Here is a 16,506-nt window from a genome sequence, read left to right on the forward strand (position 1 = left end):
ATATGGTTGAGTGGTGGAAACAATCGGTTTTTTATGAAATCTATATGCCTAGCTTTAAAGATGGAAATGGGGACGGGATCGGCGATTTTGCCGGCATCACCTCCAAACTGGATTATCTGAGGAAGCTGGGGATTGACGGCCTGTGGCTGACTCCATTTTATCCTTCACCGAAGGTTGATAACGGCTATGATATAGCGGACTATTATGAAATTGACTCCGATTACGGAACAATGGAAGATTTTGAGCTTTTTATTAAAGAAGCCCATCATCGAGGCATTCGGGTGATTGCAGATTTGGTGCTGAACCATACCTCCTCTAAACATCAGTGGTTTAAGGAGTCAAGGTCCTGCAAGGATCATCCGAAGCGCGACTGGTATATTTGGCGGGACGAGCCAAATAACTGGGAGTCTTTCTTTGGCGGCACAGCATGGGAGTATGATGAATCAACCAACCAATATTATTACCATGCGTTTGCCAAGGAACAGGTTGACCTGAATTGGGGCAATCCGGATGTCAAAAAGGCCATGTTCGATGTTATGAAATTCTGGCTTGAAAAGGGAGTCGATGGCTTTCGGCTTGATGTAATTAATTTTTTAAAGGTGAATGATTCCTTTATTGATAATCCGTTTGATGTGGAAAAAAATGAGCAAAACCATTTGTACGATAAGGACCAGGATGGAATCTTAACCATCATTGAAGAAATTGCGGCCTTTGTCCATCAATATCCGGATAAATTCCTTGTTGGAGAGGTTGGTTCCGAGGATCTTGAGGTTCTTAAAAGATATTCGGGCCTGGGTAAGCTGGATGTTGTGTTCAATTTTAATATCGGAAGTATTGATAGATTCGATGCCAAGCGGCTTTTTGAACAGCTGTCCGAGACAGAAAAAGCCTATGACGAATATCAGATTCCTACTTTATTCTTCTCGAGCCATGATATGTCCCGTTTTATCTCCCGGTTTGGCGGAGATGAGGAACGGGCAAAGTTGGTGGCTACCCTGATGCTGACGGCTAAAGGTGTTCCTTTCCTGTATTTTGGCGATGAAATCGGGATGAGGGACTGGATTACCGATGATATCGGAAAAATGAGGGATGTCCAGGGGCTGAGCGGTTATAAGCTGGCAGTGGAATTAGGAAAGACGGCTGAGGAAGCGCTAGGCATTGCCAATGCAAAAAGCCGTGATAAGTCACGGACTCCAATGCAGTGGAACCGTTCGTCCAATGTAGGTTTTTCTGAGGCGGAGCCGTGGATTACGATTCCGGATGGTGCTGCTGAAGTGAATGTTGAGGATCAGGAAAACGATCCGGCCTCGATGCTTTCTTTTTATAAAAAATTATTGAAGCTTCGTAAGGAACACTCTGCATTAAATTTGGGAGATTATGAGGAATTGCGTTTTGACAAGCGAATGATTACTTACGTTAAAAAAGACAAATCAGAGAAAATACGAGTTTTGCTGAATTTCAGCGGCCAGGAACAAGTACTGAATATTGGGGCTGGAGCCCAGCTGCTGCTTGCGACAAAGCAGGACAACCTGGATAGCGGAAAAATCTTGGCCAGTGAAGCAATGCTGATAAAGGAGGGTAAATAAGATGGCTGTTTTAACAAAAGGGAACGTGAAAACCTGCGCGCAGCTTTTAGAGGAGTTTGCGGGAAAACCAACCAATCCAGAGAAAATTGTACTCGCAGGTATCGGTGAAAATGATGTATATAATATCTCTGCACCATTTGAAGATGTAGGTGAAAAGGTGATTGCCGGGCGCGTTGAATCCCGTGACAGCGAACACTCGAATGTATACTTTTTTGTTGAACGGAACGGTGAGTGGGTACCGAGAGAAAATGCACCTGTCCTTGAGCTTCAGGATCCTTTTTTTACAAGAATTGGAGAAGAGCTTGTTCTTGGCGGAGTGCAAATTTTCCCTCATCCAACCATGGAAGGGGCACTGGGCTGGCGTACGGTTTTTTATAAAGGAAAATCCATTTCCGATTTAAAAGAGTTTGCCAAGGGACCGGACGGAATGAAGGACCTGCGTCTTGTAGAGCTGAAGGATGGAAGCATCGGCGTATTGACAAGGCCTCAGGGCGAAAAAGGCGGCCGAGGAAAAATTGGCTGGACGCGTATTTCCTCATTAGAAGAGCTGACCATCGATGTGATTGACAGAGCGCCATTGCTGGAAGACCAATTCATTGATGAAGAATGGGGCGGAGCGAACGAGCCTCATTTGCTGGAAAATGGACTTGTCGGAGTACTTGGGCATATCGCCAATTTTGATGGCGAAGGCAATCGTCATTATTATCCTATGGTCTTTGCGCTGAATCCTGAAACAGGAGAGATCTCCGATATTGAATTAATCGCAACAAGAAGCCACTTTCTACCTGGGCCATCGAAGCGGCCTGACCTGGTTGATGTCGTGTTTAGCGGCGGTTTAGTACGAAAATCCGATGGAACAGCTGATATGTATGCTGGAATTAGTGACGCGGAAGCACAGAAAATTACCATTGTTGATCCTTTCATAAAATACGAGCGCTAAAGGGGAGCATAGAAATGAACGTATACAGATATGAACAGAATCCATTAATTACACCTGCTAATGTGAAGCCTTACCATAAGGGCTTCGAAGTGATTGGAGCCTTTAATGCTGGGGTCACTACCTATAATGGTGAAACCATTATGCTTCTTCGGGTGGCAGAACGACCAATCAGTGAGGATCCAAAGATTGTTAAAGCGCCTATCTATAACCCGCAAAAAAATGAACTCGAAATATTAGAATTTAACATCGATGATCCAACGTATAATTTTTCCGATCCTCGAGTGATTGGGGAGACCGGGACTTCTGGCTTTAAGTATTTGACTTCCCTTTCCTATTTGCGTATTGCACGCAGCAAGGAAGGCCACAATTTCACAGTTGATGAAGGTCCGTTCATTTACCCAACCAATGAACTTGAAACATTTGGAATCGAAGACCCGCGAATTACAAAAATAGAAGATACATATTATATCTATTTTAGTGCGGTATCTCCTGTTGGAGTTGGGGAATCACTCGTTTCTACAAAAGACTTTGTTGAAAAAGAGCATCTTGGAATGATTTTTGCACCTGAAAATAAAGATGTTTTAATTTTCCCTGAGAAAATTAACGGCAAATATTATGCGATTCACCGTCCAGTGCCAAAAAGCACGGGCAACCCGGAAATGTGGATTGCTGAATCTACTAACCTTGTTCACTGGGGAAATCATAAATTTTTACTGGGACTTCGTGACGGTATGTGGGACAGCGGCCGCATGGGCGGAGGAGCCGTTCCTTTCAAAACAGAAAAAGGCTGGCTGGAGCTTTATCATGGTGCATCAAAGGATGACCGCTACTGCATGGGAGCTGTATTGCTAGATTTGGAGGATCCAACTAAGGTCCTTGCACGTACAGATAAGCCAATTCTTGAACCGGAAGCTCCATACGAAGTAGAAGGCTTCTTTGGGAATGTTGTATTTTCCTGCGGTGCAGTAGTGGAAGGTGACGTTGTAAAAATGTACTACGGTGTGGCCGATACTTCCATGGCTTGTGCGGAATTAAGCCTACAGGAAATTCTTGATTCATTGACTTATCTATAATAAAGAACCAATAGAGTGCCAAAATCGCAAGGTGATTTTGGCCTTTTATCTTAATGGAGGTGATTTTTAATGAAATTGAATGACAACTGGAAAATTCGGCAATTCGATGTAGGAACAGCCCGGGACCTTGAAGTGGCTTCTCCGGAGTATATTGATTATTTTTGGATGACTGCTAGCGTGCCTGGTGACGTACATTCTACTTTAATTGACAGAAAGCTGATTGAGGATCCTTTTTACGGGCATAACGATCTGAAATGTCAATGGGTCGAGGAAAAAGTTTGGTGGTATCGCAGCAGCTTTGAATTCCACGATGATATTCAAAAGGGAGACCGGTACGAGCTTATTTTTGAGGGACTTGACACCTTTGCGACGGTTTACCTGAACGGTGTGGAGCTTGGCTCGACGGAGAATATGTTTATCAGCCACACGTTTGAAGTGGCTCGTGAGCTTAAAAAAGGGAAAAATGTTCTCGCAGTAAAATTTGATCCTGTTCATGTTCATGCGAAGGAAAAGGTTCAATATTACTGGTCAGGCTTTAGCAAAAAACGGATCTGGACACGGAAGGCGCAAAGCCATTATGGCTGGGATTGGGGGCCGCGCCTGGTTGCAGCAGGGATCTGGAAGGATGTTCGGCTGAAGAAAAGGACCTCTGCTAAGATCAATCATGTTTTTGCTAAAACAATCTCCATTTCTGCCGAAAAAGCAATTGTCGAAGTCGAAGTGGCGATTGAGAAGTTTGATAGAGAAAAGAGTTATGAGGCAGCAGTCAGCCTGGTCTATGGGGATGAGGGTTTTTCGGCGCATGCAAAAGTGGACGGTAAAAAGGCTGCTGTGGTGCTGGAAGTAGAAAATCCAAGGCTGTGGTGGACGCATGATATTGGCACCCCGAATCTTTATGAGTTAACAGTTGAATTGTTTGCCGATGGGGAGAAGGTTGATGGGAGCTGCGAGGATTTTGGAATCAGAACTATTGAAGTTATGCGCAAGGACGACGAGGATAACAACAGTTTTACCTTTGTTTTAAATGGGCAAAAGATCTTTGCTAAGGGTGCCAACTGGATTCCGATTGATAGCTTTATAGGATCCGTACCGGATTCCCGCTATAGGCATTTAATCAAAATGTCCAAGGACGCTAACATGAATATGCTTCGCGTCTGGGGCGGCGGCATTTATGAAAAAGAGGTATTTTACGAAGAGTGCAATCGGCTTGGAATACTGGTTTGGCAGGATTTCATGTTCGCATGCGCCCTTTATCCGGACTACAATAAAAACTTTATGGCCAACGTACGCGAGGAAATTACCTCTGTTGTAAAACGTCTCCGCAATCATCCATGCCTGGCAATTTGGTGCGGAAACAATGAAAACGACTGGCTGTATGAAGCACTGGCTTCCTCCGGAGAAATACCGCATCCTTTTTATGGCGAAAAGATCTACCATGAATTAATGCCGGAATTACTAGAGGAACTGGATCCGACCCGTCTGTTCTGGCCGAGCTCGCCGTTTGGCGGCAATGACCACAATTCACGGGAAGAGGGAGACACTCACAACTGGCAGGTATGGCATGGAAATATTGAGCCGCGGGTTTTCGGCGAGCCGCAAACTGTTAACTATAGCATAGAAGGATTATCATTTAAGAATTTTAAAAATGATAATACCCTATTTGCCAGCGAGTTTGGTATGCATGCTTCCTCCAACCGCTACACTCTGGAACGAAACATACCTAATGATCAATTTTTCTGGGGAAGCGAGGAGATGGCGTACCGTAACAAAGATATCCACCATCCAAAAGGAATTTTATTAATGGAAGGATATACAGGGGTGCCTAAGAATCTCGACGAGTACATTTCTTTTTCCATGCTGACGCAGGCTGAGGGATTGAAATTTGGCATTGAGCATTACCGGCGCAATAAGCCGCATACAAGCGGGGCACTGTTTTGGCAGCTGAATGACTGCTGGCCGGGTACAAGCTGGTCTGTTATTGATTATTACCTACTGCCGAAGGCGTCCTATCATTATGCGAGGAAGTTTTTCACCCCGGTATTGTTAACGCTTGATCATGAGCCTGGTGGAGAGATTAAAGTGTGGGTCGTAAACGACAAGCTGGAACCTTATCAAGATGACATTGAATTTGCAGTATACAGCCTTGACGGGGAAAAAGTCTTCTCCAAGGTATGTCAGGCTTCGATTGAAGCAAATTCGGCAAAACAGGTGGATACTTTAGCTGAAGATGAGGTTTTGGCCGGACTGTCTCCAGAAGAGGCTGTAATGATCATCAGTTCTAAAGACTATGAAAATATCTATTATTTCCGGGACCAGAAGGATATAAAATTCAGCGAGGCGGAATTAAAGGTGGAGGTTGACCAGGAAAATCGGGAAATTAGCATCTCAACAAATGTTACAGCCCGCATGATAACAATTGAAATAGATGCCGAACTGCTCGTATTTGATGAAAATTTCTTTGACCTGCTGCCTGGCAGGATAAAAAAAGTGAAGGTTTCGCAGGGCAATGATAAAAAGATTCCATGGGATTCGTTAAGAGTAAAAGCAATTAATAGTAAAAATGCAAATTCGGCGGAGGGATGATGGTGATGAAAGCAGCTGTTTTTCAAGGAGTTAAGCAGATAGAGGTGCAGGAATGGAATTACCCGGCACCATCTTCACAGGAAGTCATTATTAAAGTAAAAAGCTGCGGAATTTGTGGGACAGACCAGCATATTTACCATGGCCATCCCGGCTCGGCTGAAGTGCATCCGCCAATCGTTCTTGGCCATGAACTGGCTGGTGAAGTGGTGGAAGCTGGTTCAGAAGTAAAAGGCTTCCGTGCGGGTGACCGGGTGTCGATCGACCCTAACATCTATTGCGGGGTGTGTGATTATTGCCGCAGCAACCGGGCTCATTTGTGCAGTAATCTTCAGGCGGTTGGGGTAACAAGAGATGGCGGAATGGGCGAATACTGCCGGGTGCCCGCTGCCAATTGTTACGTGATCCCTGATGAAATGAAGTTTGAAGAGGCGGCTCTGGTTGAGCCGTTAGGTTGTGTTTTGCACGGTTTTAAAAAAATACAGCTTTCTCCGTTGAGCAGGGTGCTTATTATTGGCGGCGGTTTTATTGGCCAGTTATTTTTGCAATTAGTAAAGGGACAAAAGGTCGCTTCTATTAGGGTAAGCGAGCCTGCTGAGAATAAAGAAGAGCTTTTATATAAGCTCGGTGCTGATGAAGTGGTACACCCAAATGATGTTTCTGCTGTGGGGGCTGATGTTGTGATTGAATGCGTCGGCCGGCCGGAAAGCATGGAACTCGCTGTTAAATCGGCAGGAAAGGGTGGCCAGGTACTGCTTTTTGGAGTAGCCGCACCGGAAACGGCCATTTCCGTTTCACCATTTGAAATTTTTTCAAAGGAACTTACGATTAAGGGGTCGTTTATTAACCCATATACCCAGGAAGAAGCGATCAGGCTGATTGCGAAAAAGGCTGTGGATGTTGGATTGCTGATTTCTCACCGGTTTTCGATTGAAGAGCTGACGGAGGCAATGGCCAATTATCCTAATCTCAAAGTATCAAAAGCAGTTATTAATTACTAGTCTTAGAATTTCATCGGTTTAGGGGGCAGCTTTGGGTGTCCCTGAGGCCAAGTTCTTTCCCCTAAAGGAGAATAAATAAATGTTTCAAGTATTTAAGTCCTTTTCCACAGAATTGAAGTTTTATTTAATTATGAATACCTTTTTTTGCTTTGGCGGCGCCTTATCAGGTGTTTTTCAAAGTGTTTTTCTATGGAAAATGGACAAAACCTATTCCTTGCTGGCCTATTATAGCTTATATTGGTCAGCCTCCATTATTATCAGTTTTGTCGTGTGCTCCTGGATTGCCAGAAAAACAAGCCCGATGATTACGATGCGTTTTGGCTTTCTATGTTATCTATTTACTTATTTAATCATTCTTATTTTTCATGACAACTTGCAGGACCATATCATGCTGCTGGGCGCAACCACGGGTCTGGCGATGAGCCTTTATTATGTGGGTGTCCATATGGCCGTTCTGGATTTGACCACCAATGAGAAACGGGATTCATTTTTATATATACAGGGAGTATTAAATACGGTTGGAGGGGTAGCTGCCCCGCTTATTGCAGGGATATTAATCTCGCAATTCAATGGTATGATTGGGTATTATGTTGTTTTCATCGCAACCTGTGTTTTCTTCTTCATTTCATTTTTGATTTCTTTAAAAGTAAAGGGCAGCCCGATTTCGCCCAAAAGCTATTTTTGGGAAGTTATTAAAAATCCTTCACGCGAGTGGAAGAAAATGTACTCTGTTATGTTTGCTGACGGAATCGTATCAGGAGTTTACTCCACCTTTTTGATTACGATGATTACTTTCAAAGTAGCCGGCGGAGAATTAAACCTTGGCGTTTTTAATACGGCCGCGGAAATCGTCTCCATTCTCGCTTTCATTGGGCTTGCTAAATTCTCAAATCCTGACTATCGTATTAGGATATTTGCGATTGGATCATTTGGGATATTACTCGGCTCCGTTTTGTTATCTTCATTTCCAGTGTTGATTTCCTTGATTATTTTTGCCGTTATCCAGCCTGTGGCCGGGAATATGATAAACACCTCGATGAACGCGATGATTTATGCTTCAATTGAAAGAGACCCCGATTACAAAAACAGGCGTCTGGATTATATCATTATTCGTGAAATCCCGCTTGGAGTGGGAAGAATTATAGGTGTAACTTTGTTCCTGCTTATGAGAAAATATCTTAATATAGATCAACTTTTACCGGTATCGTTTAGTCTTTTTCCAATCGTTTATGTGCTGATGATACCGACATTGTATATGGTGTGGAAAAAACCGGGCCGAGCGGTGGCGGTTGGAAAATAAATCAGTGTTTGGGCGGATTGTTTACTTGGGTTATCCAGGATTTTTTATTGTTATCCGCCAATTTTGGAACTTTATCCGCGGAAATCTGCATCATTTCCGCCAAACATGGCCGTATATCCGCCAAATAGCTGAGGTTATCCGCCAATGTAAAATTTCCGCGCGCAAAGCTAATAGATTTTTAAATTAAGTTTTTAGGAGGGCTTTCGAATGTTAGGTGCCATAGAAGCGGGCGGTACAAAATTTGTTTGTGCTGTTGGAGATGAAAAAGGCAATATTGTTGCCCGGGTGCAGATTCCGACAACAGCGCCAGAAGAAACCATGCCGCAAGTATTTGAGTTTTTTAAGCAGTATGATATTGAGGCAATGGGGATTGGTTCGTTTGGCCCGATTGATGTGAATCCGGAAAGCCCGACTTACGGAAATATTACCTCTACACCTAAAAAAGGGTGGAGGGATTATCCTTTTGTAAAAGCAGTGAAAGAGGCATTTCCGGTTCCGGTTGGATTTAATACCGATGTAAATGCTGCTGCGTTAGGAGAGGCTGCTTACGGAGCCGCAAAAGGATTGGACAGCTGCCTTTACATAACAGTGGGAACGGGCATTGGAGCTGGTGCGGTTGTTCAGGGAAAGCTTCTTCAGGGACATTCTCATCCGGAAATGGGACATATCTTGGTCAGGCGCCATCCAAATGATGAATATAAGGGCAAATGTCCTTATCATTATGATTGCCTGGAAGGCCTGGCAGCCGGACCGTCTATTGAAGAACGTTGGGGAGACAAAGGTAGTAATATTTTCAACCGTACAGAGGTTTGGGATATGGAAGGATACTATATCGCTCAGGCCCTAATGCAGTATATTTTGATTGTTTCACCCAAAAAAATCATTCTTGGTGGCGGGGTTATGAATCAAAAACAGGTGTTCTCTGCCATTTATAAGTATTTGGAGGAATTGCTTAACGGATATGTTGACCTGCCACCGTTATCCGAGTATATTGTACGGCCTGGTTTAGGGGACAATGCTGGAATTACTGGCTCGCTGCTGCTTGCCCATCAAGCACTTCAAGAGAAAAATGAGGAGGTAGTTTAAGTGGAACCATTATTTTTAAAGCCGGTATTTAAAGAAAGAATTTGGGGCGGCACTGCTCTTGAAAAAGAATTCGGTTATGGTATTCCAAATGATAGAACAGGTGAGTGCTGGGCTATTTCTGCTCATCCAAACGGTCCTTCCGTTGTTAAAAATGGTGAATATGCAGAAACGGCTCTGAACGATCTTTGGCGGGGGCATCCCGAGCTTTTTGGAAATCCGAAAGAAGATGTTTTTCCACTTTTAACAAAGATATTGGATGCGAATATGGATTTATCTGTTCAGGTTCATCCGGATGATGCATATGCCAAGGTTAATGAAAATGGAGATTTGGGAAAAACGGAATGCTGGTACATCATCGATTGCAGAGAAGATGCCGATATGATTTTCGGGCACAATGCACAAACAAAAGAAGAATTAATCCATATGATTAATGAAGGAAAGTGGAATAACCTGCTTCGCCGGGTAAAAATTAAACCTGGCGACTTCTTTTACGTTCCAAGCGGTACTATTCACGCACTATGCGAAGGAACCTTAGTACTCGAAACACAACAGAGTTCTGACACAACCTATCGTGTATATGACTACGACCGCCGGGATGAAAACGGAAATCTCCGCGACCTTCATCTTGAAAAAGCCATTGATGTGACTACTGTTCCGCATCAGGGAGTAACCAGCGATCCAAAGGTTGAAGAGAAGGAAAATATAACTATTACAACTTATGTTAATGCAGAATTTTTCTCTGTCTATAAGTGGGATATTAAAGGAAAGGCTGCATTTGATTTTAACGATCAGTACCTTCTTTTAAGTGTAATTAAAGGAGAGGGTTCACTTCTTCACAACCGAGAATCCTATTCATTGGAAAAAGGAACCCATTTTATCATCCCTGTGGGATTTGGGGAATTCAAACTCGATGGGGACTGTGAATTAATAGTCTCTCATATCTAAAATCGGGTGACAGGCATCACCCAAAAATTTATCCAAAAGGCATAGAGCCCTTGCGCTTTATGCCTTTTTTTAATATTATCTTTCATCTAATAATCTCTTTAACTTCGCATTTGTGTTTACATTATTTTCTTCGACAATTAGACATAAAATATTCGAATTACCGAGATCTATTTTCGAAGGACATAATTTTTCCAAAGGTCCAATTGCTGTAGCTGTCTAAGTCCTATTCTTCTTTTTAATTGTCTATTTAAATCTTCATATGAAGATACGTACGGCGAGTTTTTATTTGAATCAATCTTTTCTTTTATTTCCTTCAGCCTCGCTTCTTTGCTGCTTTACGTTGTTCTTCTTCCTGCTTTTAAGCTCTACTTCTTCTGCTATCTCCCATAAGATTCTTTCATTGTTTTTTATAAAGGTTTCCCGCTCCAACTCCTCATGAGGCGGATTGCATAAAACAAATTCATTATGTACCTTTAGCGCGTCTGTAAAAGGAATATCGTATCCATGATTTAATTTTGCTTCACAATAGGTACATGTAAATAAACCTTTATACGCCGGTTTTTTAAGATTTGCTACTTCTTCGTTATTTGCCGAAATGGGCAGAGTATATGGTGTATTCTCTGCAATATGAATAGCATCCCTCATAGCGTTCCCTCCAATAACAATCTATAAGAATAGATTATAGAAAATAATTGTAAAAATATAGAATTAATTGACAGTTATTTGCTGTAAGAATTCCGCATATTAGGAGGGAATTTGACTATCGGATTTGATGAATTAATTTAAAAATTCAGAATAGACTTTACCTATCAGACAGGATGACAGTCATAAAGCACTATCCAAAACAAATAGAAGGTGAGGAAGTAATGAAGACCATTAAGAAGGTTCCGATGCATGAAATGATTGCAGAAGAGATTAAGAGATATATAAGCGATCATCAATTAAAAAAGGGCAGTAAGCTTCCTTCAGTTGCCGAGCTGACTAATATTCTTGGCGTTGGCCGGTCAAGTATACGGGAGGCATTGCGCTATTTGGAAGGTATAGAAGCTATTGAAGTACAGAATGGGAAAGGGATTTTTGTAAAAGAAGGGGATTCCTTAATTATAAATGCAAAGATTGCTGTTGAGGAGGAGAAGAATTATTTATTACATATCAGCGAGCTTCGAAGGGCTCTTGAAGGAAAGGCCGTCGAGCTGGCAGCAAAAAGAGCTACACCGCAGGAAATAGATGAAATGGATAGGCTTCTAAAGGAAATTGCCTTTTTAAAAGAAAAAGGGGGCGATCCTTCCGAAGAGGACTGGTCATTTCACAAAGCAATTTATAAAGCCTCCCACAACCCGCTTTTAGAAAGTGTTGCGGAATCTGTCTCAGAGACCTTTAACAAACTTTGGAGCAAGCCCTTTGGAATAGACCATATATTTGCAGATACTCTGCCTTTTCATCGGACCCTGCTGGATGGAATTATGCAAAGAGACTCTGATTATGCGCTTCAGGAATTTAATAAAATAATAGACACCGTAGAAAGTACTGTCCGAAAAATATAGGAAAGAAGGAAAGAAAATGACCAATCAAAACTTTTCAGACGAGCATGTTGTTACACATCTTGGTGATGAATATGAACGTTTCCATGGTGCCGTAGTACCGCCAATCTATCAAAATTCCTTATTTGTATTTAAAGATTTCGATGATCTCACAAAGGCAATGAAGGATGAGCAGGGCAGCTATTTATACTGGCGAGGAACCAATCCAACGGTTGAGATAGTAGAGAAAAAAATAGCCGCTTTGGAAAAAGGGGAGAGGTGTAAGTTGTTTTCGTCAGGAATGGCAGCTATATCCTCTGCCATTTTGACCTTTCTTAAGGCAGGTGATCATGTTTTAAGTATCAGCAATATTTATGGCCCCACCACTAAATTTTATGGATATCTTGAAAAATTCGGAATTACCCATACGAACACCCCGAGCATGGAGATGGATATTATTGAGACATTGATTCAGCCGAATACAAAAATCATTTATCTGGAAAGCCCAACTACCATGACTTTTAAAATTCTGGATTTGAAAGCGGTTTCAGTCTTAGCTAAGCGTAGAGGGATTAAAACGATCATTGACAACACCTGGGCTACCCCGCTTTTTCAAAATCCTATTACTTTTGGAATTGATATTGTCGTTCATTCCGTTTCAAAGTACATGGGAGGACATAGCGACCTTGTGGGAGGGGCCTTAATTACCAGCAAGGAAATCATGGACCATCTTTTCTATCATGAATATCAACTGTTAGGAGGAGCAATGCCGCCTCATGAAGCGTGGTTGTTGATGCGTGGCCTTCGCACCCTGCCGCTGCGGATGAAAGCACATCAGGAAAGCGGCATGAAAGTAGCTTCTTTTTTAGAGAGCCACCCTGCTGTAAAAAAGGTCCATTATCCGGGACTCCCTAGTTCACCAGACTATGAACTTGGCAAGCGGCAGTTAAAGGGTTACTCAGGATTGATGAGTTTTGAACTTGCGAATAATTCTTTCGAATCGGTGCGAGGATTTATTAACAGCTTAAGACAATTCCAGATTGGCGTTTCCTGGGGCGGTTTTGAGAGTCTGGTTATCTCGCCGAATTATGGCTACAACACGAAGCAAATTATCAAAAGCGGAATGGATCCCGGCCTGGTTCGCATTTCAGTAGGATTGGAAAGTGTCGATGAACTGCTGGAGGATTTGGATACGGCATTAAAGCTTAAACCACAATCGGTATAGAAGGGAATTACCTTTTATATAAAAAAGAATGATTTACAAGGGGGATAAAAACGAATGCTTTTTTTAAAAAAAGGATTTGTCATTTGGATGTCATTACTGTTGTTTATGGGCATCATCGCTGGCTGCAGCAGTTCAACAACGAGCAAATCTAAAAGCGACGATGGGAAAGTAAAGCTTCGGATGGTAGAAAGTATTACAAGCCCTGCCCGAACAAAGCTCTTAAGAGAAATGCTCGACAAGTTTGAAAAAGAAAATCCTAAGATTAAGGTAGAACTAATTTCCCCGCCTCTTAAGAGCGCCGATGAAAAGATTTCACAAATGCTGATGGCAAAAGAGGATATCGATGTCCTGGAAGTTCGTGAGCAAACGGTTAAAAACTTCTCCAATAATAAATTTATCGAAGATCTCTCCCCTTATACAACCAAGTGGAATGATTGGAATACATTAACCGAAACGATCAAACACGGAGCTACAGCTGTTGATAATAAACCCTATTATATTCCTTATGGAGTTTATGAAAAGACCCTGTTCTACAGAAAGGACTGGTTCGATGAGGCCGGCTTGAAGGCCCCAGAGACATGGGATGAGCTTGTGGATGATGCCATAAAATTGACTGATCCTAAGAAAAACCGTTACGGCTACAGCTTCAGGGGTGGTGCCGGTTCACCGGATTATATTGAATTCATGACATGGTCCTATCTTGGAAAGAAGATTGCTCCAAAGGATGCTTATTTCACAACTGATGGTAATGTAATGTTCGATACTCCGGAAGCTAAGCAGGTTCTTGATACTTTTGTGAATCTTTATAAAAAAGCATCACCGCCTGATTCAGTCAGCTGGAGCTATCCGGAAATGGTTCAGGGCTTCACATCCGGCATGACTGCTATGCTGATTCAGGACCCAGAGGTTATTGTAACGGCAGATCAAAACATGAAAAAGGGAACTTGGGCTACCGCTCCGCTTCCAAAAGGAACTCCGTCTGGTGTAGCTCAACAGCCGGCAGGTACAGCTGGCTGGGGAATTGGTGCTTTCTCGAAACATAAAGCAGAAGCGTGGAAGCTTGTTGCTTTCTTATCCAGCCCAGAGCAAAACCTTTATTTTGCTAAAAATAATTCTTTGATTCCAATTCACTTAAGTGCAGGGGATGACCCATACTTCAAGGAAGGCTACTTTAGCTCTTACATTAAAATGAATGCCAAGCCAGATGAGTTCCTGATTGCTGACCGCCCGGTTGAGTATAAAGGGTATGCAGAATACAGGTCAATGGCTGAAAAAGACATTCAGGCGCTCCTATTAGGAAAGCTTACGAAAGAGGATGCCCTAGCCAAATGGACTGATTTTTGGAAAAAAGAAAAAGCTAATAAAAAATAGAGTACGAGGGGGGCAGTGCTATTCATCCTCTGCCCCCATTTCTTTTTTTTCGAAGGGAGTAAATGAAACGTGAAAACGCAAATTCAACAGTCCGAGGCACAGCGAGGTCTGCCAACGTTTTCTGTCTCTAAGCATGGACTTTTTATTTTTCTTTGTCTGCTGCCCGCTATAGTACTTGTATCTATTTTTATTTATTATCCCTTGTTCAAAGGGGTCGTAATGGCCTTTCAAAATTATTCACTTTTCGACTTAACAGATATCAAGTTTATTGGCTTAGAAAATTTCAAAGCGGTTCTGGCCGAGGATACTTTTAAAGAGTCGCTCGGAAACAGCTTTTATTGGGTCTTTTTTTCTTTGATTCCGCAATTGCTGATCGGCTTCATCGTTGCTCTATTATTAAGAAGGAAGTTCCGGGGAAGAGGAATTTATCAGGCATTTATCTTTTTTCCATGGGCGATGTCTGGTTTTTTGATTGGATTGATTTGGCGCTGGATGCTGAATGGGCAGGCGGGCGTCATCAACGACCTCCTGCTCAGGATGCATATTATTGACAACGCGATCCCTTTTTTAGCAGATCCAACCTGGTCCATGGTTTCAGTTATTGTCGCCAACGTTTGGTACGGAATTACATTTTTTGCCATTATGATTTTGGCGGCCCTGCAGTCTATTCCTGATGAATTATACGAAGCAGCAAAGATGGATGGCGCAAATTACCACCAGCAGCTTTTCAGTATTACGATTCCTTATATTCTGCCAACTCTGATTGTAACGACCTTGCTGCGCGTGATTTGGATTTTGAACTTTCCTGATTTGATTTATTCGCTGACCAATGGCGGACCTGCCGGTTCTACCCATATCTTATCGACCTATATGCTAGAAAAACTCATTATGGGTCAAAACTACGGCCAGGCGGCGGCTGTCGGTGTCATTTTAATTTTGCTTCTGCTATTTTTTTCTATTTTTTATCTAATGGCAACAAAGTTTAATAAGGCGGGTGATTTTTAAATGGCAAGAAAAATAAATTGGCCGCTGCTTTTGAAGGTTGTTTTTTTATCATTGTTTCTTGTCTTTACCGTGTTTCCGCTTTATTGGATTTTCATTACGTCCTTAAAACCCAGCCGGGAAATGTTTACCTTCCCTATTCGTTATTGGCCGGAAACGATTACGCTTGATAACTATATTAATATTTTCAAAATATCCAACTTCAATATTTATATCACCAATAGTTTAATCCTCTCCATTGTTGCGGGCTTTTGCTCTCTGATCATTGCGACTCTGAGCGGTTATGTACTTGCCCGGTTTGAGTTTAAAGGCAAGACCCAAGTGATTATGGCTTTTTTTATTACACAAATGATTCCCATATTTATTGGACTGGCACCGTTATACCTGTTAATGTCCAAGCTCGAGCTTCTCAATAAACTGCCATCACTGATGCTTATGTATACCGTTATGATGGTTCCATTCTGTACCGTTATTATGAAAGGCTTCTTTGAACGGATTCCGCCAAGCCTGGAGGAGGCTGCGATGATTGATGGCTGTTCAAGAATGGCTGCCTTATTCAAAGTCATCATTCCTGTCATGCTCCCGGGAATAGCCGCCACCTTCATTTTCGCCTTCGTACAGTGCTGGAACGAACTGTTTCTTGCGATTATGTTTATCGATAAGGAAGAAGCGAAAACCATACCGGTCGCCATGAACTCATTTATTACAAAATTTGATATCGACTGGGGCTCCATGTCGGCCGCCACCGTTTTATCTGTCATACCAACATTGATTCTATTTGCATTTGCGCAAAAATACATTGTTGAAGGCATGACACAGGGATCGGTGAAAGGGTAAGTGCCGCTCTCTCCAATTTCTGTTACCACACGTAATTTAT

14 protein-coding genes are annotated in these 16,506 nt (G+C 42.4%); 13 read left to right on the plus strand and 1 reads right to left on the minus strand.

What is annotated here, in order from left to right; genetic code table 11:
* Positions 1-2 precede the first annotated feature (2 nt).
* The 8 genes from AC3WR0_RS05190 to manA all read left to right on the plus strand — a co-directional run bounded on the left by AC3WR0_RS05190 (position 3) and on the right by manA (position 10,511).
* The gene (locus AC3WR0_RS05190; RefSeq protein ID WP_492551303.1) at positions 3-1,586 is read left to right on the plus strand and encodes an alpha-glucosidase; all 1,584 of its coding nucleotides are present in this window, start codon (positions 3-5) and stop codon (positions 1,584-1,586) included.
* A gap of 1 nt (position 1,587) precedes the next feature.
* Positions 1,588-2,526, plus strand: a complete 939-nt coding sequence (locus AC3WR0_RS05195) for an MTP-1 family protein (protein ID WP_492551304.1) — start codon at positions 1,588-1,590, stop codon at positions 2,524-2,526.
* A gap of 14 nt (positions 2,527-2,540) precedes the next feature.
* Entirely contained in the window at positions 2,541-3,599 is a 1,059-nt protein-coding gene (locus tag AC3WR0_RS05200) for a BtaManbiosPhlase (RefSeq protein WP_492551305.1), read from the plus strand.
* Between the two features lie 69 nt (positions 3,600-3,668).
* Complete coding sequence (locus tag AC3WR0_RS05205) at positions 3,669-6,182, plus strand: beta-mannosidase (protein ID WP_492551306.1); 2,514 nt, start codon at positions 3,669-3,671, stop codon at positions 6,180-6,182.
* Positions 6,183-6,187: 5 nt separating this feature from the next.
* Positions 6,188-7,180 carry a zinc-dependent alcohol dehydrogenase family protein gene (locus AC3WR0_RS05210; RefSeq protein WP_492551307.1) on the plus strand — a complete coding sequence of 331 codons (993 nt, stop codon included), beginning with the start codon at positions 6,188-6,190 and terminating at the stop codon, positions 7,178-7,180.
* Positions 7,181-7,259: 79 nt separating this feature from the next.
* Positions 7,260-8,480, plus strand: coding sequence for an MFS transporter (locus AC3WR0_RS05215; protein ID WP_492551308.1), 1,221 nt, complete (start codon positions 7,260-7,262; stop codon positions 8,478-8,480).
* Positions 8,481-8,687: 207 nt separating this feature from the next.
* A complete protein-coding gene (locus tag AC3WR0_RS05220) occupies positions 8,688-9,566 on the plus strand; it encodes an ROK family protein (protein WP_492551309.1) in 879 nt (292 codons plus the stop codon).
* Positions 9,567-10,511 (plus strand): mannose-6-phosphate isomerase, class I, encoded by a 945-nt coding sequence (gene manA / locus AC3WR0_RS05225; RefSeq protein WP_492551310.1) that lies wholly within the window; start codon positions 9,567-9,569, stop codon positions 10,509-10,511. It begins immediately after the preceding gene.
* Between the two features lie 291 nt (positions 10,512-10,802).
* On the opposite strand, the gene AC3WR0_RS05230 is transcribed toward manA, so the two are convergent.
* Positions 10,803-11,156, minus strand: coding sequence for a hypothetical protein (locus AC3WR0_RS05230; protein ID WP_492551311.1), 354 nt, complete (start codon positions 11,154-11,156; stop codon positions 10,803-10,805).
* A gap of 221 nt (positions 11,157-11,377) precedes the next feature.
* On the opposite strand from AC3WR0_RS05230, the gene AC3WR0_RS05235 reads away from it, so the two are divergent.
* The 5 genes from AC3WR0_RS05235 (at position 11,378) to AC3WR0_RS05255 (ending at position 16,466) form a co-directional block, all read left to right on the plus strand.
* Positions 11,378-12,055, plus strand: a complete 678-nt coding sequence (locus tag AC3WR0_RS05235; RefSeq protein ID WP_027321928.1) for a FadR/GntR family transcriptional regulator — start codon at positions 11,378-11,380, stop codon at positions 12,053-12,055.
* Positions 12,056-12,071: 16 nt separating this feature from the next.
* Positions 12,072-13,256 (plus strand): trans-sulfuration enzyme family protein, encoded by a 1,185-nt coding sequence (locus AC3WR0_RS05240; protein ID WP_492551312.1) that lies wholly within the window; start codon positions 12,072-12,074, stop codon positions 13,254-13,256.
* Positions 13,257-13,310: 54 nt separating this feature from the next.
* Positions 13,311-14,627: an ABC transporter substrate-binding protein gene (locus tag AC3WR0_RS05245; protein WP_492551313.1), complete on the plus strand. Its 1,317-nt coding sequence runs from the start codon at positions 13,311-13,313 to the stop codon at positions 14,625-14,627.
* 69 nt (positions 14,628-14,696) lie between these two features.
* Positions 14,697-15,632: a carbohydrate ABC transporter permease gene (locus AC3WR0_RS05250; protein ID WP_492551314.1), complete on the plus strand. Its 936-nt coding sequence runs from the start codon at positions 14,697-14,699 to the stop codon at positions 15,630-15,632.
* Positions 15,633-16,466, plus strand: coding sequence for a carbohydrate ABC transporter permease (locus AC3WR0_RS05255; RefSeq protein ID WP_492551315.1), 834 nt, complete (start codon positions 15,633-15,635; stop codon positions 16,464-16,466).
* Positions 16,467-16,506: the final 40 nt, after the last annotated feature.

Source organism: Neobacillus sp. FW104-15D2 (assembly GCF_058790155.1).

What these genes read in the sequence shown, in the direction of transcription:
- AC3WR0_RS05190 (WP_492551303.1), top strand. Translation starts at nt 3, where the DNA reads ATGGTTGAGTGGTGGAAACAATCGGTTTTTTATGAAATCTATATGCCT.
- AC3WR0_RS05195 (WP_492551304.1), top strand. Translation starts at nt 1,588, where the DNA reads ATGGCTGTTTTAACAAAAGGGAACGTGAAAACCTGCGCGCAGCTTTTA.
- AC3WR0_RS05200 (WP_492551305.1), top strand. Translation starts at nt 2,541, where the DNA reads ATGAACGTATACAGATATGAACAGAATCCATTAATTACACCTGCTAAT.
- AC3WR0_RS05205 (WP_492551306.1), top strand. Translation starts at nt 3,669, where the DNA reads ATGAAATTGAATGACAACTGGAAAATTCGGCAATTCGATGTAGGAACA.
- AC3WR0_RS05210 (WP_492551307.1), top strand. Translation starts at nt 6,188, where the DNA reads ATGAAAGCAGCTGTTTTTCAAGGAGTTAAGCAGATAGAGGTGCAGGAA.
- AC3WR0_RS05215 (WP_492551308.1), top strand. Translation starts at nt 7,260, where the DNA reads ATGTTTCAAGTATTTAAGTCCTTTTCCACAGAATTGAAGTTTTATTTA.
- AC3WR0_RS05220 (WP_492551309.1), top strand. Translation starts at nt 8,688, where the DNA reads ATGTTAGGTGCCATAGAAGCGGGCGGTACAAAATTTGTTTGTGCTGTT.
- AC3WR0_RS05230 (WP_492551311.1), bottom strand. Translation starts at nt 11,156, where the DNA reads ATGAGGGATGCTATTCATATTGCAGAGAATACACCATATACTCTGCCC.
- AC3WR0_RS05235 (WP_027321928.1), top strand. Translation starts at nt 11,378, where the DNA reads ATGAAGACCATTAAGAAGGTTCCGATGCATGAAATGATTGCAGAAGAG.
- AC3WR0_RS05240 (WP_492551312.1), top strand. Translation starts at nt 12,072, where the DNA reads ATGACCAATCAAAACTTTTCAGACGAGCATGTTGTTACACATCTTGGT.
- AC3WR0_RS05245 (WP_492551313.1), top strand. Translation starts at nt 13,311, where the DNA reads ATGCTTTTTTTAAAAAAAGGATTTGTCATTTGGATGTCATTACTGTTG.
- AC3WR0_RS05255 (WP_492551315.1), top strand. Translation starts at nt 15,633, where the DNA reads ATGGCAAGAAAAATAAATTGGCCGCTGCTTTTGAAGGTTGTTTTTTTA.